Source organism: Mycoplana sp. 10N416 (assembly GCF_056394765.1).
In genome coordinates, this window is record NZ_JBFTIM010000007.1 from 1 (window position 1) to 18,204 (window position 18,204).

Annotated in this window: 14 protein-coding genes; 8 read left to right on the forward strand and 6 right to left on the reverse strand. The window is 62.3% G+C overall.

From position 1 onward, the window contains the following. Both AC1DDS_RS15240 and AC1DDS_RS15245 read left to right on the forward strand, forming a co-directional pair. The coding region (locus tag AC1DDS_RS15240; protein WP_477479680.1) for a sensor histidine kinase at positions 1-828 on the forward strand (828 nt) is incomplete at its 5' end. Continuing rightward, positions 825-1,187: a response regulator gene (locus AC1DDS_RS15245; protein WP_477479681.1), complete on the forward strand. Its 363-nt coding sequence runs from the start codon at positions 825-827 to the stop codon at positions 1,185-1,187. The genes AC1DDS_RS15240 and AC1DDS_RS15245, both read left to right, overlap by 4 nt. A 214-nt stretch (positions 1,188-1,401) precedes the next feature. On the opposite strand, the gene AC1DDS_RS15250 is transcribed toward AC1DDS_RS15245, so the two are convergent. The 3 genes from AC1DDS_RS15250 to AC1DDS_RS15260 all read right to left on the reverse strand — a co-directional run bounded on the left by AC1DDS_RS15250 (position 1,402) and on the right by AC1DDS_RS15260 (position 5,384). After that, a complete protein-coding gene (locus tag AC1DDS_RS15250; RefSeq protein WP_477479682.1) occupies positions 1,402-2,502 on the reverse strand; it encodes a polyamine ABC transporter substrate-binding protein in 1,101 nt (366 codons plus the stop codon). Between the two features lie 257 nt (positions 2,503-2,759). After that, positions 2,760-3,599: a fumarylacetoacetate hydrolase family protein gene (locus AC1DDS_RS15255; protein ID WP_477479683.1), complete on the reverse strand. Its 840-nt coding sequence runs from the start codon at positions 3,597-3,599 to the stop codon at positions 2,760-2,762. Positions 3,600-3,914: 315 nt separating this feature from the next. After that, on the reverse strand, positions 3,915-5,384 hold the full coding sequence (locus AC1DDS_RS15260) for an efflux transporter outer membrane subunit (RefSeq protein WP_477479684.1): 1,470 nt from the start codon (positions 5,382-5,384) through the stop codon (positions 3,915-3,917). A gap of 743 nt (positions 5,385-6,127) precedes the next feature. On the opposite strand from AC1DDS_RS15260, the gene AC1DDS_RS15265 reads away from it, so the two are divergent. From AC1DDS_RS15265 to AC1DDS_RS15275, 3 genes are all read left to right on the forward strand, one after another. Next, on the forward strand, positions 6,128-6,346 hold the full coding sequence (locus tag AC1DDS_RS15265) for a hypothetical protein (RefSeq protein ID WP_477479685.1): 219 nt from the start codon (positions 6,128-6,130) through the stop codon (positions 6,344-6,346). 127 nt (positions 6,347-6,473) lie between these two features. Beyond that, positions 6,474-7,316, forward strand: a complete 843-nt coding sequence (locus AC1DDS_RS15270) for an SDR family NAD(P)-dependent oxidoreductase (protein ID WP_477479686.1) — start codon at positions 6,474-6,476, stop codon at positions 7,314-7,316. Positions 7,317-7,419: 103 nt separating this feature from the next. After that, positions 7,420-8,976 (forward strand): VOC family protein, encoded by a 1,557-nt coding sequence (locus AC1DDS_RS15275; protein WP_477479687.1) that lies wholly within the window; start codon positions 7,420-7,422, stop codon positions 8,974-8,976. A 137-nt stretch (positions 8,977-9,113) separates the two neighbouring features. Here AC1DDS_RS15275 and AC1DDS_RS15280 read toward each other — a convergent pair whose 3' ends face one another. Together AC1DDS_RS15280 and AC1DDS_RS15285 are read right to left on the reverse strand one after the other, a co-directional pair. Beyond that, positions 9,114-9,674, reverse strand: coding sequence for an NADPH-dependent FMN reductase (locus AC1DDS_RS15280; RefSeq protein ID WP_477479688.1), 561 nt, complete (start codon positions 9,672-9,674; stop codon positions 9,114-9,116). Positions 9,675-9,829: 155 nt separating this feature from the next. Beyond that, positions 9,830-10,789 (reverse strand): ring-cleaving dioxygenase, encoded by a 960-nt coding sequence (locus tag AC1DDS_RS15285; RefSeq protein WP_477479689.1) that lies wholly within the window; start codon positions 10,787-10,789, stop codon positions 9,830-9,832. Between the two features lie 293 nt (positions 10,790-11,082). On the opposite strand from AC1DDS_RS15285, the gene AC1DDS_RS15290 reads away from it, so the two are divergent. Next, positions 11,083-13,395 (forward strand): methyl-accepting chemotaxis protein, encoded by a 2,313-nt coding sequence (locus AC1DDS_RS15290; RefSeq protein WP_477479690.1) that lies wholly within the window; start codon positions 11,083-11,085, stop codon positions 13,393-13,395. A gap of 387 nt (positions 13,396-13,782) precedes the next feature. Here AC1DDS_RS15290 and AC1DDS_RS15295 read toward each other — a convergent pair whose 3' ends face one another. Next, the gene (locus AC1DDS_RS15295; RefSeq protein ID WP_477479691.1) at positions 13,783-14,577 is read right to left on the reverse strand and encodes a DeoR/GlpR family DNA-binding transcription regulator; all 795 of its coding nucleotides are present in this window, start codon (positions 14,575-14,577) and stop codon (positions 13,783-13,785) included. 192 nt (positions 14,578-14,769) lie between these two features. On the opposite strand from AC1DDS_RS15295, the gene AC1DDS_RS15300 reads away from it, so the two are divergent. Next, positions 14,770-15,654 carry a phosphotransferase gene (locus AC1DDS_RS15300; RefSeq protein WP_477479692.1) on the forward strand — a complete coding sequence of 295 codons (885 nt, stop codon included), beginning with the start codon at positions 14,770-14,772 and terminating at the stop codon, positions 15,652-15,654. An 11-nt stretch (positions 15,655-15,665) separates the two neighbouring features. Next, on the forward strand, positions 15,666-18,113 hold the full coding sequence (locus AC1DDS_RS15305) for a GcvT family protein (protein WP_477479693.1): 2,448 nt from the start codon (positions 15,666-15,668) through the stop codon (positions 18,111-18,113). The last annotated feature ends 91 nt before the right edge of the window (positions 18,114-18,204 follow it).

An 18,204-nucleotide genomic window follows, 5' to 3' on the forward strand; every position in this document is an offset into this window, starting at 1 on the left:
TTCTTTAGCGCGGAGGATCGCGCGGCGAATGTTCCAGAACGCGAAATGTGGTCCGCACTTCACGACGGTCGGGCGGCCAACGAGCGCTGGCACCATCGCAAGGATGGCTCGCGGTTTTGGGGATCGGGCGTCATGCTTCCCGTCGAGGCCAGCAGCCCGGACCGATACTTGAAGATCTTCCGGGACCGGACGGAGGAGCGCCGAGCCGAGCGGCGTCAGCAACTGTTGATCGGTGAACTTAATCACCGCGTGAAGAATACGCTTGCAACCGTGCAGTCGCTTGCCGAGCAGACATTGAAGAATGCTGACACGCCAAAGACATTCGCAACGGCATTCACCACCAGGCTGCTCGCCCTCGCCGAAGCACACGATTTGCTAACCCGCGAGGCTTGGCAGGCCGTGCAACTGGGCGATATTGCCCGTGCGGTCCTGAAAGCATGGATCGAAGACGGCCGAGCGGTCCTGGAGGGGCCGCCAATTCGCATAAGCCCGAAGCAAGCCCTGGCGCTCGCCATGGCATTCAATGAACTGCTGACCAATGCGATCAAATATGGAGCGCTATCGCGACCAGAAGGCAGGATCATGCTTTCCTGGGCGTGCAACGGCGTCTGCACGGTTCGATGGGAAGAACGTGGCGGACCTCCGGCGGTCGCCCCTTATCGGCAAGGCTTCGGAATTCGCGTTCTGAACCGGGCATTGGCCTATGAACTGGGCTATCCGGCGGATCTCAGGTTCGAGCCGACCGGTGTCATCTGTACGATCAGGATGGACTTCGTCGGAGGCGATCCGCAGCGCAGCACGCCCAGGGACAGGGGAATCCAGACGTGACTGCGCTCTTGGCAGGACGACGCATTCTCGTAGTCGAAGACGAGGCGCTGATCGCAATGTCGATCGAGGATGCCCTGGTCGATGCTGGGGCCCAAGTGGTCGGACCCAGCGTCAGTGTGGAAAGGGCACTGAAATCTCTCCAGCACGAGCACGTGGACGCAATCGTACTGGACATGAACCTCAACGGGACCAGCGCAAGACCTATCGCTGAAGCGGCGGCCAAAAGGGCCATTCCCTTCCTTGTCCTGAGCGGCTACGGCGCGCAGGCCATCAATGAGATCACCGGAAGCGCGCCCGTCCTCTCCAAACCATTCGACCCCGACGAACTGGTCGACGTCCTGCGAAAACTCGTGGAATAGCCTTGCGGCGGACCTCTGAGCTTGAGGCTCCACGGCAAGGACGCTCGAGCCGTTCGTTCCAGAACAGACCTAAAGCGCGTCGTGGTCTTCAGATTCACAGACCACGCTTTAGGACCTTGTTCTTACGCATGTCTCCCGAATTCGGTTCCCATTCGGCAGACAGGCTGTAGAGGCTGCCCGAACCGCGAGTTGGACGTGACCCTGAGCGCCAAGGTCACTGGCCGGTGACGACCTTGGTCCAGATACGGGTGACGACCCGCTGGGTCTTCGCGTCGTACGGACCGTGGGTGAAGAGCTTCTTCATCGTATCCTCGGACAGGTAGACCGCCGGATCCTCCAGGATTTCCTTGCTGACGAACTGCTGCGAGGCCTTGTTGCCATTGGCGTAGAAGACATAGTCCGTGGCCTTGGCGATCACCTCCGGCCTCATCAGGTAGTTGAGGAAGACGTGCGCTTCTTCCACGTGCGGGGCGTCGGCGGGGATCGCCATCATGTCGAACCACATCATCGTCCCATCGGCGGGAACCGAGTAGCCGACTTCGACGCCGGCACCGGCTTCGGAAGCGCGATCGCGCGCCTGCAGAACGTCGCCGGACCAGCCGACCGCCAGACAGATGTCGCCGTTCGCGAGCGCGTTGATGTACTCGGAGGAATGGAACTTCCGCACATAGGGGCGAGCCGACTGCAGCAGTTCGCCGGCCTTCTCAAGGTCGGCTGGGTCGTGTGAGTTGGGATCAAGCTTGAGATAGTGGAGCGCCAAAGGCATCATCTCGGTCGGGGAATCGAGGAAGTAGATGCCGCAATCCTTGAACTTGGCGGCAATCTCCGGATTGAAAATGGCGTCCCATCCCGGCGCCGCATCGGGGCCGAGGATCTCCGCGGCCTTCTTGACGTTGTAGCCGATCCCGTTCGTGCCCCACATGTAATTGATGGCATACTCGTTGCCGGGATCGGCGAAGGCGACGCGCGCCGAAATCTCATCCCACATGTTGACGAGGTTCGGCAGCTTGGACTTGTCCAGTTTCTGGAACACGCCCGCCTGGATCTGCCGCTGCAGAAAGTCCGCGGTCGGGACGACGACATCGTAGCCGGTTCCGCCGGCGAGCAACTTCGCTTCCGCAGTTTCGTTGGAATCAAACGTGTCGTAGACGACCTTGATCCCGGTTTCCTTCGTGAAGTCCGAGAGGATCGTGTTGTCGATGTAGTCGGACCAGTTATACACATTGACGACCCGCTCCTGCGCTGCAGCAGGCAGAGCGGCGATACCGATGAGTGCCGCGAGTGTGGCGGTTGCCAGGAGGTTGTGTCGCTTCATGAGGATGGCTCCTTATACAATCGTTTTCTTTGCTGCGCGTCGCCCGGTGCACGTCGCGTCGGCCTGGATCTCTTCTAGCATGTTTGGAGGCGGTTCCGTTGCTTACGCCAGGTGAAATCTGATGGGCGTATGTACTGCCGCAAGCGGACCGGCGGATAACTGAACGATCGGCGCAATGGTGCTTGGCATAGCAGTGTTTCGAAAGAGCCGCGCGGTTTCATGCGGCTCCTTTGGTAAAGGCAAACCGTGTTCGCTCTTCAGCCCTGGGCGACAGGCTGCCGCTGGACGCCGAGGCCGGCAATGGAAACCTCCATGCGATCGCCGGCCTTGAGATAGCGCGGCGGCTTCATGCCCATGCCGACACCCGGCGGCGTGCCGGTGGTGATGACGTCGCCGGGCTCCAGGATCATGAATTGCGAGATGTAGTGCACGAGGAATGGCACCTTGTAGACCATCGTGGCCGACGAGCCGTTCTGCATCAATTCGCCGTTGACGCTGAGTGTCATGGCGAGATTGCCGGGGTCCACCTCGTCGGTGGTGACGAGCCAGGGACCGATCGGGCCGAAGGTCGGGCAGCCCTTGCCCTTCATCCATTGGCCGCTGCGCTCGATCTGGTAGGCGCGCTCGGAAATGTCGTTGCAGATGCAATAGCCGGCGACATAGTCGAGCGCGTCCGCCTCGGAAACGTAGGATGCGCGTTCGCCGATGACGACGGCGAGTTCCACTTCCCAGTCGGTCTTTTCCGAACCGCGCGGAATGAGGATGGTGTCGTCCGGGCCGACGACGCAGGAGGGAGCCTTGTTGAACAGGACCGGTTCGGGCGGCACGGCCAGACCGCTCTCGGCCGCGTGGTCGGCATAGTTCAGGCCGACGGCGATGAAGTTGCCGACGCGCCCGACGCAGGCGCCAAGCCGCTCCCCGGCCGGCGCAAGCGGAAGGCTGGCAGGGTCGATCGCATTCAGCCGCTTCAGGCCTTCGCGGCGGAGGACCTCGCCGGCGATGTCGGCGACCACGGCGGACAAATCACGCACCTGTCCGTCGGCGTCGACCAGGCCGGGCTTCTCCGCCCCCGGCTTTCCAAAGCGAACGAGTTTCATGGACCAAATCCTCCCACGGTGGCCGCCGCAACGGGGCGGTCGACTGACGATACCTGCTGCCCACCTTCCACGAGTCCTGGGTGGTGTCAATGACGCGGGATGGGGGAGGGGCGATGGAGGCGCGTTGTCAAAATGACTGCCGATGCCAGAGGCAATTTTCGGCAGCTGCGCCGATCGCGGGAAGCCGTGCGGCCGCGACCGCCAGTCGCCGGTTCCATCCTGTCCGATGCGCCTATCTTCATCCGGAAAGAAAATCCCCCTGAGGGCACTAGGCTCTCAGGGGGATGAATGCGTTTGTCAGTTCTGCGCGGTCGTCTACTTGGTGGCTTCCGCCGAGGCGACGCGGGTCGGGGACGGCGTCGGGACCGGCGTTTCGATCGAGGAACCGCCGCCGATCGCCGCATTGAGGGCGACATAGTCCGATGCCAGCGTACGGATCGCTGCCGCCAGCGTCAGCCGGCTGTTTGCGACGTTGCGCTCGGCATCGAGGACGTCGAGGATCGTGCTTGCGCCGCCCTTGTAGCTTTCGCGCGCAAGCGACAATGCTTCTTCGTTGGAAGCGATCAGCCTGCGCAATGCAGCCACGGTCTGGTAATCGCGAATGAGGGCGGCCTGAGCGCTTTCGACCTCTTCCACGCCATTCAGAACTGTCTGCTTCCAGGCAAAATACTGCTGCTTGGCCTGGGAATCGGCGATATCGACCTGTGCCCTCAAGGCGCCACCGTTGAAGATCGGCAGCACCAGCGTCGGACCGAAGGACCAGTTTGTGAGGTTGCCGGTGGTCGCGCTGAAGACGCGAGCGGCGCCGATCGTCCCGTCAAGGGTGAGGGCCGGGTAGAGTTGCGATTCGGCGACGCCGATCTGGGCGGTCGCGGCAGCGAGGGACCGTTCGGCGCGACGAATGTCGGGGCGGTTGCGGATCAGATCGGCCGGGATGCCGGTCTTGGCCGAATAGCGCGGCATCGGTTGTCCGCCGCCCCTGATCAGGTCCGGCGTGATCGTGCCGGCCGGGACGCCAAGCAGGGTGGCCATGCTGTTTGCCGCCTGGTAGAAGCCGATTTCGAGCGGTGGGATCTCGGCCAGCGTCTGGTTGACCAGGCCTTCCGCCTGCACGACGTCGAGGCTCGAGGCAGCACCGGCCGCGCGGATATCCTCCGTCAGTTTCAGCGTTTCGCGCCGCGACGCCAGGTTCAGGCGGTTCAACGCCAGCGCTTCCTGGAAGAAGCGTGCACTGATGTAGGTGGTCGTCAGGTTGGACAGGTATGCCAGCCGCGCCACGTTGACGGTGTCATAGGCGGCGTCGAGCGAAGCATTGGCCGATTCACGGGCGCGTGCGTACTGGCCAAACAGGTCCAGAAGCCAGGAAGCGCCGAGGCCGGCGTTGAGGTTCTTCGACTGCGTGTGACTTACGCCACCTACGCCGCCCGCGCCGCCGCGTCGCAACAGCGAACCGTCCTGACCCTCGGCAGTCGCCGCCCCATTGGCGCTGATCTGCGGCCAGGCACCGGCACCGGCGAGGACGACGTTCGCCTGGGCTTCGGTAATGCGCTCCAGTGCCGTGAGAACGTCGAGATTCTCGTTCATGCCCTGCGCCACATAGGCGGTCAGGCGCTTGTCGCGGAAATTCTCCCACCAGGGATCGAGCGTCGTGTCGCCCGCAGACTTGCCAGCCGATTCGGTAAACTTTGCCGGCAAGGCAGTCCCAGGAGTCTTGTAATCAGGCCCGACGACGCATCCCGACAAGAGCAGCATCGTCAGGGGCAAAAGGGATTTTGCAATCTTCATGGTCTTCCCCGAGCCCCTGAAAACGGCGGCTCAATTTTCTTGAGTCCAGAAAGCAGTCCGCGCATTTTCCCCTCTTATGGTTAACGCACAAACAACATCGCAAGGGCAAAGCGGACTATGCCCAGAATCATCCCGATCACCATAGCTACAGTGAAAACATTGCCAATCGGTTTTTGTTTGCGAATGGCGGTTGAATCCTGCCGATTCACGCTGCGTGTGGCCTTTTGGTCCCGGTAGTTCGTGCGGATACGCCTTGAGATGGGGGCGGGGATCGCCTCGAATACGCCTTTTGCGCGAAAATTTCGAGGCGACAGAAAGGCGAATGCGCCTAAAGTTGGAGCGACTGCCCATTTTTCATCATGGGCAAGTCCATTTCCCAGATTTGCTGCATGTGCGAACTATTTTCTCTTTCGGCGATCGTGGTCCTGTCCCAACGCAAAAATTTCCCAAAAAATTTCGCTTCGAGTTGACAAGATGCCCATCTCGACTTATCTCATCGACCATGCGCAAGGGCCCTCGCAGAAACTCAAAAGGGTCGACCCACAGCCATCTTGGCGTGTGGCCTAACCAAGGGAGTGTGACATGCATCACAATGCCAACATCGCCTCCGCTGGTGATGTGTTCTCCTGTCGCGGAACGAAACAAGAGATTATGCTTCCGGCTTTCTGCCGAATGTAACTTTCTCCACTTCGATTGAAACGCAAGTTTGGCATTCGCTGTGCTTCCGCATGGCAGGAGTTACTATGGAAAAGCAAGTTATTGAGATCGGCGGCGAGGCCGTCGGCGTTGTAGTTCCGGACCAGGATAGGTTGAGGTTCGTTGCCGTGAAGTATCACGTGTGGGACCTTGACTCGCAGCGGTTCAATTCCGCGGACGAAGTTCGCGTGGCGATCCGCAAGCTTATGAGCGATCCATCGGCCGCCGGACCGCGCGCGATGGTGCGCGACGTGACCGCCGCCTAGGGCACTTTTTCGGCGGGCGCCGGCGTGGACACTGCCGGCGCCCGCCGCTATCCATTCGGACATGGGCCGCCAGTTGCCGGGAATGAGCTGCTAGCCGCCGTCACAACGCACCGAATGGATCCCTGTCATGACACCTGCTGCTTTCTCGCCATTGAACGTTGCCATCGTGACCGGAGCCGCCTCCGGGATCGGACTTGCGGCTGCGCAGCATTGCGCCGGCCTCGGCATGCGCGTCGTGCTTGCCGATGTCGACGGTGATCGCCTCGACGCGGCGGCTGCCGCCGTTGCGGCCGCTGGGGCGGCAGAGGTGCTGGCGGTCGTGACCGACGTTGGCGACTTGAACTCGGTCGAAGCGCTGCGCGACGCCGTGCTTGCCCGGTTCGGTCGTGTGCATGTCCTCATGAACAACGCGGGCATCCAACCTGGAAGCGGGATTACCGGGCCGAGGCAGAACTGGGAGAGGGTGCTGTCGGTCAACCTCTGGGGCGTCATCAACGGCAGCCAGGTCTTTGCGCCGGGAATGATTGCCCACGGCGAGCCGGCGCTGATCATCAACACCGGCTCGAAGCAGGGGATCACGACACCGCCAGGAGATCCGGCCTACAATGTCGCAAAGGCAGGCGTGAAGGTCTTCACCGAGGCGCTGCAGCATGACCTGCGCAATCGCGACGGCTGCCGGGTTAGCGCGCATCTCTTCATTCCTGGTTTTGTCTTCACGCCTTTGGCGGCCAAAGACCGAACTGAAAAGCCGGCTGGCGCGTGGACGCCGGCACAGACGGTGGACTTCATGATGACCAGTGTCGCTCGCGGTGACTTCTATATCCTCTGTCCCGACAACGAGGTTGACCGGGCGACAGACGAAAAGCGCATCCAGTGGGCCGCCGGCGACATCATCGAGAATCGTCCGCCGCTGTCGCGGTGGCATCCCGATTACGGTCAAGCCTTCAAGGCGTTTCTTGATCAGAACTGATCACCTTTAAAAACATGCGCGAACGGTAGACAATGAATTCACTGCTGGTGATCTGGCCTGCAGGCAAGGCTTCTGATTGGGTGTCGTTCAACGGAGAACGATCATGACCAGCGGCATTCATCACATTACGGCGATTACCCGGAAGATCCAGGCTAACGTCGATTTCTATGTCGGCTTCCTGGGCCTGCGGCTCGTCAAGCGGACGGCGGGGTTCGAGGATTCCGACCAGCTTCACCTTTTCTATGGGGACGGCACCGGAGCGCCGGGTACGCTGATCACCTTTCTGGCCTGGGAAGACGGCTCGCCCGGGCGCTTGGGGATCGGCCAGCCTGCGGAAATCGCCCTGTCGATCCGGCCCGAGGCAATCGGTTTCTGGCTGACACGCGCATTGACCTTCAACGTTCAGATCACGGGTCCGACCCAGGAATTCGGCGAACCGGTGCTGCGCTTGAAGGATCCGGACGGGATCATCGTCAAGCTTGTCGGCGAGGCCGGTGTCGCGGGGACGTCGCCTTGGACGGCAAAGGGTATTCTTGCTGCCGATGCCGTCCAGCGGATCCGCGGCGCAACGATCTTTTCCGATCAGCCGCAGGCGACGGCCGATTTTGTTGTACGCCATTTCGGTTTCCGTCCGGTGGCCGAAGCGGGCGGGATACGCCGGCTTGCAAGCGAGGCAGCCGACGTGCTCGATATCCGTGATGCCGGCGGTTTCTGGACGTCGGCGCCGGGAACGGGCACGATCGATCATATCGCGCTGCGTGCGCCCGACCGGGCTGCCGTCGAGCGGGTCGAGGCTTCGCTTCGCGCTGAGCAGGCGGGCGCCACGAATATGCACGACCGCACCTATTTCTATTCGCTCTACGTGCGCGAGCCGGGCGGAATACTGCTCGAATATGCCACCGACGCGCCGGGCATGCTTGTCGACGAAACGCCGGAGGCGTTGGGCAGCAAGCTGTTCGTGCCCCGGCATTTCCTGGCCGATCCGGACGATATCCGGGCCCGGTTGCCGCAGTTTTCCCTTCCAGGAGAAGAAAGAATGACCGAGCGCGATCTGCCTTTCGTCCATCGTGTCCACCGGCCGGAGAACGCCGACGGTACGGCGCTCGTGTTGTTGCATGGCACCGGTGGCAACGAGACGAGCCTTTTGCCGTTTGGTGCCCGCGTTGCGCCGAACGCCACTTTGGTCAGCCTCAGGGGCCGTAGCATGGATGAGGGCTACCCACGCTTCTTCCGGCGCATCACCGCCGTGACCTTCGATCAAAAAGAGATCGCGAGCGAGGCGACCGCCCTTGCGGCCTTCATCGGCGAGGCGAACTCCGCCTATGGACTGATCCCCGAAAAGACGGTGTTCCTCGGCTATTCCAACGGGGCGAACATGCTGGGTGCCCTGATGCTTCTGCATCCGGGCATCGTCCGCAACGCGGTGCTGCTCAGGGCGATGAATGTGCTCGAGGACGTTCCCATGGCAGACCTGTCAGGCACGAACGTGCTGATGGTGACGGGCCAGTCGGATCCTTACGGTCCCTACGCAGCGGACATCGAGGCTTTCCTGGAGCGCGCCGGCGCCAGCGTGGAGAACCGCGCCTTGCCTGCCGGACATGACATCGGCGCGGCCGATATGGAACTGGTCCGCCAGTTTATGCAGAGGGTGCCAGGGTAGGGGCGCTTGCGCGGTCCTGCTGCAGCGATCTTCTAACCGTTTGCCGGGCGACGGAGCCTTTGCCCGGCTTCGCCGCCGCGGAGTTCAATCCCTAAGCACGCTTGTGCGGGCGATCTTTACGTCAAGACCGGCTGATCTCACCCTTTCGCTTCCTGCACGAAAGCAACGAACCCTTCGACAAAGTTGCGCAGACGCTTTTCGATCGCCTCGTCCACCAGCTTTCCGTCCGCGTCGAAGACCGAGCCGGCCTTCGAGACCATCAGCTTGCTGCCGAACCACGGGCGCGTACCGAGCGTGCGCATGACCGGCAGCCAGGCCTCCTGCGACAGCAGCGTGCCGAAATTGCCGGGCGAGGCGCCGGTGATGGCAAAAGGCTTGGCGGAAAAGACCCGCGGAATGTCGGACGCCGGTCGGGTCATCCAGTCGAGCGCGTTCTTGAAGACGCCCGGGATGGAGTTGTTGTATTCGGGTGTGAACAGCATCACGCCGTCGGCTGCGGCCACGAGGTCCTTGAGTTTTGCTGCTGCTTCCGGCACGCCGCTCGCCGCTTCTTCGTCGCCGTCGTAGAGCGGGATGCCGCGGATCGAGCCTTCGACGATCTGCACGCCGTCCGGCGCCATGGCGATCGCCGCACGCATCAGTGCCGTGTTGAACGAGGCCTTGCGCAGGCTTCCGGAAATCGCGACCAGTTTGGTCATCTTCATTTCTCCAATCGTCGGTCGGGCTGCCCTTGACTAGTCGCAGCCCGGCCGAATCTCATTTCGGGTATCAAACGAAAACCTTTCCAGGATAGCAATGTTCCTGTCGGTCTATCCCCGCGCGTTTGGCCATGGTGAGGACGTCGAGATACGCGCTACTCGGTGACCAGCGGCTTCAGCCGGGCTTCGATCTGCTCGCGGCGCGGTTCCAGGAACGGCGGCAGCGACAGGCTTTCGCCGAGCTTGTCGAGCGGTTCGTCGACCGCAAATCCCGGGCCGTCGGTGGCGAGCTCGAACAGAACACCGTTCGGCTCGCGGAAGTAGAGCGAGCGGAAATAGTAGCGCTCGACCTCACCACTCGAGGGCACACGGAAACCGCGGATCCGCTCCGTCCAGGCGTGCAGAGCCTCGATGTCCGGGACCCGGAAGGCCACGTGGTGGACGGCACCGGCGCCCTGATGGGCGGCCGGGAGGTCCGGCTCGACCGCGACGTGCAGTTCCGCCGCCGGCCCACCGTCGCCCATGGAGAAGACGTGCACCGCGCCCTTGCCGTCCGGAGACGGGTATTTCGAGGTCTCGGTCATGTTCATCACATGCACGAGGATAGTCTCGGTGTTGGTGATGTCCGGCACGCTCATCGTGATCGGGCCGAGGCCCTTGATCTGATGCTCGGGCGGAACCGGGCTTTTCTCCCATGGGTGCGACGGGGCGCCGCTGTCATCGACGGTGAGGCGGAAGCGCTGGCCTTCGTCATCTTCGAAGTCGAGCGCCTGTCGGCCGCCGACGGCACGGATTTCGCCGGCCTTGACCTTCAGTTCGGCAAAGCGGTCCTTCCACCATTTCAGCGTTTCGAGGCTTCCCACGCGCAGCCCTGTGCGGGAAACGCTGTGGGTGCCACGGCGCTCGCGGCCGACCGGCCAGTCGAAAAAGGTCAGATCGGTGCCGGGGGATGCCAATCCGTCAGCATAAAAAAGGTGATAGGCGCTGGTGTCGTCCTGGTTGACGGTCTTCTTGACCAGCCGCAGGCCCAGCGTCTGCGTGTAGAAGCGCAGATTCTCAGGCGCATTGGCGGTGATGGCGGTCAGGTGGTGAATGCCGGTCAGTTGCATGGTCATCTAAAACTCCCTTCCTCAGTGCGAAGGATTTCTCGACCGGAATATCGCGCCAATGGCCGTTCACTTGAAGATGGCGGGCGGCGAACGGTCAGTTCTTCTTTCTTGAACGATCAGGGTTCCACTCGACTTTAGTCGCATTCGGGCGTCGCCGCATTATTCTTTCTGCAAGGAATTGCCCAATAAGGTTGTGATGCGAAATGACTTCGCGCCCTTCCTCCGCCTCGGCATGTTCCCCCACCTCAGTGCAAGTTCCCCACGCCGCTACCCGTTGGCAGGGGTCTGGAGTCGAATTGATGTTTCTGAAGACTGCGACTGCGCGCAATATGTTTGCCATCGTGGCAGCAGGCGTCGCCACGACCGTGGCCACTGCCGGTACGCTTTTCTATCTGTCGTTCGAGGAAGTGCGCGCCCGTTCGATCGCCGAAATGACCAATGCCGCGCAGACAAGCGCCGCGAACGTCGAAACCTATTTTGCCACCGCGAAGGCGTTGAGCCAGAACCTGCGCTCGTCGCTCTATGCGATGAAGCAAGCCGGCATGCCGTCGCGCGAAGGTACGGACGCGCTGCTGCACAATCTGATGGTCGACAATCCTTTCGCGCTCGGTCTCAGCACCGGCTGGGAGCCCAATGCCTTTGACGGCAAGGATGCCGAATACGCCAACAAACCCGGCCACGATGCGACGGGCCGCTACATACCCTATTTCCCGCGTACGGGTGACGGGATCGTGCACGAGGCGCTCGTCGACTACGACAAGGAAGGCGCCGGCGATTACTATCAAGTTCCCAAGCGGACGGGCAAAGAGCTCCTGACAGAGCCCTATACCTATTCGATCAATGGCAAGGACGTGTTGATGGCATCCTTCATGGTGCCGCTCACGCTCGATGGCAGGTTCGCCGGTGTTGCCGGCGTCGATCTGGCGCTCAATGCGTTGGCCGGCGATATGGCCAAGCTCAAGCCGCTCGGCGACGGCTATGTTGCCCTGTTCAGCCAGAACGGCGCAATCGTCAGCCATCCGGACACCAGCCTGCTCGGCAAGGCGTTGAAGGATTCGGGCCTCGATGTTTCCGCATGGGACGCGCTGATGGCGAACCCCGGCAAGGCCTTCGATCTGTCGGACGGCAAGGGGCAGGACAACATGGCGGTGGCCGTGCCGGTCAACCTGCTGGAGGGAACGACCTGGTACACGGTGGTTTCCGTCCCGCAAGCGACGCTGTTTGCGCATCTGACCAGTCTGGCTATTACCTCCATCGTCATCATTTCCGTTGCTGCCGGCCTGCTGATTGCGATTGGCTGGATGCTCTCGGCGCGCTTCCGCAAGCGTCTGGAGAAAGTGATCAGCGCGACGGGTGAGATCGCCCGCGGCGGTTCGGATATCGACCTTTCAGAATCGAGCCGCAAGGACGAGATCGGCGAGATGGCCCGGTCGCTTCAGGTGCTGTACGATGCGACGGTCGCCAAGTTGCGGCTGGAGGCCGAGGCCGAGGAAAATCGCGCGCTTTCGGAGCAGGAACGTCGCCAGCGGGCGGAAGAGGCCGCGGAGCGGGAGCGCCAGACACAGCTCGCCGTTACCGCGCTGGCGAACGGCTTGCAAAAGCTGGCTGATGGCGACATGACCCATCGCATCGATGCCGCTTTCAGCGGATCGCTGGATCAGATCCGCCACGATTTCAATGCGTCGGTCGAAAAACTGCAGCAGGCGCTGCAGTCGGTCGGGGCCAATGCGCAGATGATCCATGCGGGCACGGAGGAGATCCGCACCGCATCCGACGCACTGGCGACGCGCACCGAGCAACAGGCAGCATCGGTGGAGGAAACCGCAGCGGCGCTGGAGGAGATCACGACCTCGCTCAAGGACGCGACCAGGCGCGCCGAGGATGCCGGCCAGTTGGTGGATCGCACGCGAGGCGGTGCCGAGCGGTCGGGAGAAATCGTCAAGAAGGCCGTTGTTGCGATGAGCGGCATCGAGACCTCCTCGCGCGAAATCTCCAACATCATCGGCGTGATCGACGAGATTGCGTTTCAGACGAACCTGCTGGCGCTCAACGCCGGCGTCGAGGCAGCGCGGGCCGGCGATGCGGGCAAGGGTTTTGCCGTCGTCGCCCAGGAGGTGCGCGAACTGGCGCAGCGTTCCGCTAATGCAGCCAAGGAAATCAAGGCCCTCATTACCAAATCGGGAGAGCAGGTGCACACGGGCGTGACGCTCGTAAACCAAACGGGCACGGCACTGGAAGAAATTGTCGGGCAGGTACAGGAGATCGATCAACACGTCGCCGCGATCGTGCGATCGGCACGCGAACAGTCGACCGGGCTGAACGAGATCAGTTCCGCCGTCCACAACATCGACCAGGGCACGCAAAAGAACGCGGCCATGGTCGAGGAGCAGACGGCCGCGAGCCACACGCTCGCCTCCGAAGTCTCTTCGCTCAATGCGTTGCTGTCGCAGTTCCGCCTCTCGGATACCGCTGCGGCGCAGCGCGCGGCACCGGCTTCCGCAACGTCGGAGCATCGTCCGGTTGTGTCAGCCGCGCGGGCGCTCGGCAATCGCGTCGCCAGGGCGTTCGGCGGTGGTGCGGCGGCGGCCGAACAGACCTGGGAAGAGTTCTAAGCCGCGCGCAGGCACCGATCCGACACCGATAAAGTCAATTGCGGCCCGCTTCGGCGGGCCGTTTCCGTTTCGGCAAACGCTGCGCGACCTGTTCCGGATGTGCGCACTTTTTGGGCTCTGCCCAACGAGGCGCGGGGCGGATTGCTCCTGAATTGGGCGCGGTTGTCCGCCTCGATCAACTCCATGCCCGATAGCCGTTCGAAAATGAGCCAAAATGCGTCTGGCACGGTTTCTGCTTCCAGGCTTGTGAGGTCCAGAGGGGGCTTCACCAAGAGAAGCGTCCACGAAGAACGCTCCGGAAATGCCGCCGTCCAGCGCCAGCGAGCCACGTCAGGCTCGAGGCCCTTACGGCGGCATTTTTGTTCTCTGATGCGCGATGGCTGGATTCTAGCTGTCGTTTGCCAGCACGACCTTGACGTTGTTCTGGTCCAGCATCTGGCGAATGTCCGCCGGTGGCTCAGCGTCGGTCACGAGCATGTCGTAGGTGTCGGGCGGAGCGATCGTGATCGGTGCCGTCCGGCCGAACTTTTCGGCGTCGGCCACGATAATGCGGTTTTGCGCCTGACTGGCGGCGACGCGGGAGATGTCGGCTTCCTGCACATCCTGCAGCATGAAGCCGGAGCGAGCGTTGATGGCAGTCACCGACAGGATCGCATGTTGCAGGTTGAAGCGCTCGATATAGCGCAGCGCCTCTATGCCGAATGAGCCGGCATCGTGTGCGCGAAGTTCGCCACCGGCAAAATAGACGCGGTTGTCGTTGCGCGTGGCGAGCGTATGGGCGACCGAGAGCGAATTGGTGACGATGAAAAGATTGCGATGTTTCTGCAGGGCGACGGCGATAAAGGCGGTCGTGGAGCCGATATCGAGAAACAGGCTGTCGCCATTTTTAACGATCGTGGCGACCTTGGCAGCGATCAGCCGCTTCGGTTCCGGATTGACGTTCATGCGGTAATGGAGCGGCTGCTCGCTCACGCTGTCGGTGATGTGGACGCCGCCGTGGACCTTGGTGACGAGGCCATTGGCTTCCAGCGTGCGGATGTTGCGGCGGATCGTTTCCTCGGAGACCCGGAGGCGCTCGGCGAGGAACTGAATACGGCTGGAGCCGCCTGCAAGTCGCAGTTCCTCCAGGATCTCCCGCTCGCGGTGGTTGGATAGGGCGGGTGAGTTTGTTGGGGTGTCCATTCCGTTTCCTGTCTGCATTCGCAGATGACTGTCGTGTTCAAACCGGCTGCAAAGCAAAGCAGCACGCAATGTTACAACAAAAACCCATGCCTATGTTCGTTTTTGTGGAATTTTCTTGACAGGGTTTGGTGGGTGCGGGAACGTCGCTTCCAAACGAGCGTGTCACTGAGGCGCGCCGGGGAACGGACAGACATGGACTTGGCGGCGCTGGAGACGATCCGTTCGCTGCCCCTGTGGAATGGCACGCCGGAGGTGTCCGTTCTGAAGGGGGGAATTACCAATCGAAACTATCGGGTTGTCGACGGGGAGCGTAGCTATGTCGTCCGGCTGGGCGACGACATACCCATTCACCAGATCAGCCGACAGAACGAACTCGCCGCAAGCCGGGCGGCCCACGCGGCCGGCATCTCTCCAGCCGTCATCCACCACCAGCCCGGTGTCCTCGTGCTCGACCATATTTGCGGCCGGACGCTGACCCCGGAGGACATCCGATCATCCGCTTGCCTGGAACGGATCGTGCCGCTGATCCAGACCTGTCACCGGGAGACCGGGCGTCACTATCGCGGGGCGGCGATGATCTTCTGGGCGTTCCACGTGATCGAGGATTATGCCGCAACACTTAGCGATGCCGGCAGCCCACATGTTCCCCGGCTGAAGGACCTGCTTCGGATCTCAAGGGCACTGGAGGCGGTCGCCGGTCCCTACGACATCGTCTTCGGCCACAACGATCTTCTCGCGGGCAATTTCCTGGATGACGGCGAGCGCCTGTGGCTGATCGATTGGGACTATGCCGGCTACAACACGCCGCTCTTCGATCTCGGCGGCCTCGCGTCGAATAACGAACTCAGCGAGGCCCAGGAAGTATGGCTGTTGGAGCGTTACTTTGAGCGCGCGGCACCGGGTGACCTCTGGCGGCGGTATCAGGCGATGAAGTGTGCCTCGCTCCTGCGCGAGACGCTTTGGAGCATGGTTTCGGAGCTCCATTCGACCATCGATTTCGACTATGCCGCCTACACGGCGGATAATCTCGCCCGCTTCGAACGGGCTTATGAGCAATTCCAGCAGTCAGAAGCATAGGAGCGGGAGGTATGAAAGAACTTCCAGCGAGCGCGAAAGCGGTCGTCATCGGCGGTGGGATCATCGGCTGTTCGACGGCCTATCATCTGGCGAAGCTCGGCTGGACCGATACCGTTCTGCTGGAGCGCAAGAAGCTGACGTCGGGAACGACGTTCCACGCGGCCGGTCTCGTCGGCCAGTTACGCACCAGCGCCAACATCACCCAACTCCTCGGTTACTCCGTCGACCTGTACAAGAGACTCGAGGCTGAAACCGGCCTGGGAACGGGCTGGAAGATGAACGGCGGGCTTCGGCTCGCCTGCAACGAGGAGCGCTGGACCGAGGTCAAACGCCAGGCGACGACCGCACGCTCCTTCGGCCTGGAGATGGAACTGCTGACGCCAAAGGAGGCGCAGGAACTCTGGCCACTGATGGCGATCGATGACCTCGTCGGCGCGGCGTTCCTGCCGACGGACGGCCAGGCCAATCCGTCCGATATCACACAGGCGCTGGCCCGAGGCGCGACGATGGCGGGTGTCTCCATTTTCGAGGACACCGAGGTTACCGATGTCGAGATCGACAACGGCCGCATTCGCGCCGTCGTCACGCCGCATGGCCGGATCGAATGCGAGCGCGTCGTCGTCTGCGCCGGGCAATGGACGCGGGAATTCGCCTCGCGCTTCGGCGTCAATGTGCCGCTCGTGCCGATGGAACATCAGTATCTCATCACCGAGCCCTTCGGCGTGCCGTCCAATCTGCCGACGCTGCGGGACCCGGACCGGCTGACCTATTACAAGGAGGAGGTCGGCGGGCTGGTGATGGGGGGCTACGAACCGAATCCCGCGCCATGGGCGGTGAACGGAATTCCCGAAAGCTTTCATTACAGTCTGCTCAATCCCGATCTCGAGCGCTTCGAGCAGATCATGGAGCTTGCGCTTGGCAGGGTCCCGGCCCTTGAAACGGCAGGCGTGAAGCAACTCCTGAACGGACCCGAGAGTTTTACGCCGGACGGCAATTTCATTCTCGGCGAAGCGCCGGGCCTGCGGAATTTCTTCATCGGCGCGGGTTTCAACGCATTCGGCATCGCCTCAGGCGGCGGCGCGGGCATGGCGCTGGCCGAATGGGTTGCAAAGGGGGAGCCCCCCTTTGACCTGTGGCCGGTCGATATCCGTCGCTTCGGCCGACCGCATTTCGATTCCGACTGGATCCGGCGGCGCACCGTCGAGGCATATGGCAAGCACTACACGATGGCCTGGCCGTCCGAGGAGCACGCAAGTGCGCGTCCGTTCCGAACGTCGCCACTCTATGCGCGGCTAAAGGCGCAAGGGGCCTGCTTTGGCGAAAAGCTCGGCTGGGAACGGCCAAACTGGTTCGCCGACCTGGCCGCGGGCGAGAAGCCGCAGGACATCTATACCTACGGCCAGCCCAACTGGTTTTCCGCCGTCGCGCGCGAACACCGCGCCGTGCGCGAGGCGGCGGTGATCTTCGACCAGACTTCCTTTGCCAAGTTTTCGCTGAAGGGCAGGGATGCCGAACGCGCCCTCTCGTGGATCGCCGCCAACAATGTCGCGCGTCGACCGGGCTCCGTCATCTACACGCAGATGCTCAACGAACGGGGCGGAATCGAATGCGACCTGACGGCCGCGCGTATCGCCGAGGACGAATATTACATCGTCACCGGGACCGGCTTCGCCACCCATGATTTCGACTGGATCGGGCGGAACATCCCGGTCGGGCTTGACGCGACATTGCAAGATGTAACGGAGGAGTGGTCTGTCCTGGTCCTGATGGGGCCGAACTCGCGCACGATCCTGGCGAGGCTCACTGAGGACGACGTGTCGAACAACGGCTTTCCCTTCGGCACCGTCCGAACCATCGCCGTCGCCGGCCGTGCCGTGCGGGCGATGCGCATCACCTATGTCGGCGAACTCGGCTGGGAACTGCACCTTTCCGTCGAAGACGCGGCGGCCGTCTACGGCGCGCTGATGGAGGCGGGCAGGGGAGAGGGGCTGACGAATGCCGGTTACCGGGCGCTGGAAACCTGCCGGCTTGAAAAGGGCTATCGGGCCTGGGGCTCGGATATCGGCCCGGATCATACGCCGGTCGAGGCAGGCCTCGCCTGGGCCGTCAAAGCCGGCGGGGCGATCGATTTTCTCGGCCGGGCGGCTATCGAACGTCAACTCTCTGAAGGCGTGCGCAAGCGGCTCGTCTGCTTCGTGCCGGACCAGCCGGATACGATCCTCCTCGGCCGCGAAACGATCTACCGCAACAACGAGAAGGCGGGCTGGCTCACGAGCGGCGGTTTCGGCCACACGATCGGAGGGGCGGTCGGATTGGGCTATGTGCGCAACCGGGACGGGGTCGACTTGGATTATGTGCTTTCCGGCACTTACGAACTGGATGTTGCAGGCCAGCGCGTGCCGTGCACGCCGCACTTGGTGCCGCTGTATGATCCGACCGGCAGCCGTGTCCGAAGTTGACGGATGGCCCAGCTCTTCGATGTGGAGGCACACTGGTTGTCGGAAGCTGCTGATTCCGCGGAAAAACGGTGTCGTGAACACGGGGCGAACC

Bases quoted from the DNA above. Each gene is read 5' to 3' on its own strand.
- AC1DDS_RS15250 (WP_477479682.1), bottom strand. From the start codon at position 2,502: ATGAAGCGACACAACCTCCTGGCAACCGCCACACTCGCGGCACTCATC.
- AC1DDS_RS15255 (WP_477479683.1), bottom strand. From the start codon at position 3,599: ATGAAACTCGTTCGCTTTGGAAAGCCGGGGGCGGAGAAGCCCGGCCTG.
- AC1DDS_RS15260 (WP_477479684.1), bottom strand. From the start codon at position 5,384: ATGAAGATTGCAAAATCCCTTTTGCCCCTGACGATGCTGCTCTTGTCG.
- AC1DDS_RS15265 (WP_477479685.1), top strand. From the start codon at position 6,128: ATGGAAAAGCAAGTTATTGAGATCGGCGGCGAGGCCGTCGGCGTTGTA.
- AC1DDS_RS15270 (WP_477479686.1), top strand. From the start codon at position 6,474: ATGACACCTGCTGCTTTCTCGCCATTGAACGTTGCCATCGTGACCGGA.
- AC1DDS_RS15275 (WP_477479687.1), top strand. From the start codon at position 7,420: ATGACCAGCGGCATTCATCACATTACGGCGATTACCCGGAAGATCCAG.
- AC1DDS_RS15280 (WP_477479688.1), bottom strand. From the start codon at position 9,674: ATGACCAAACTGGTCGCGATTTCCGGAAGCCTGCGCAAGGCCTCGTTC.
- AC1DDS_RS15285 (WP_477479689.1), bottom strand. From the start codon at position 10,789: ATGACCATGCAACTGACCGGCATTCACCACCTGACCGCCATCACCGCC.
- AC1DDS_RS15290 (WP_477479690.1), top strand. From the start codon at position 11,083: ATGTTTCTGAAGACTGCGACTGCGCGCAATATGTTTGCCATCGTGGCA.
- AC1DDS_RS15295 (WP_477479691.1), bottom strand. From the start codon at position 14,577: ATGGACACCCCAACAAACTCACCCGCCCTATCCAACCACCGCGAGCGG.
- AC1DDS_RS15300 (WP_477479692.1), top strand. From the start codon at position 14,770: ATGGACTTGGCGGCGCTGGAGACGATCCGTTCGCTGCCCCTGTGGAAT.
- AC1DDS_RS15305 (WP_477479693.1), top strand. From the start codon at position 15,666: ATGAAAGAACTTCCAGCGAGCGCGAAAGCGGTCGTCATCGGCGGTGGG.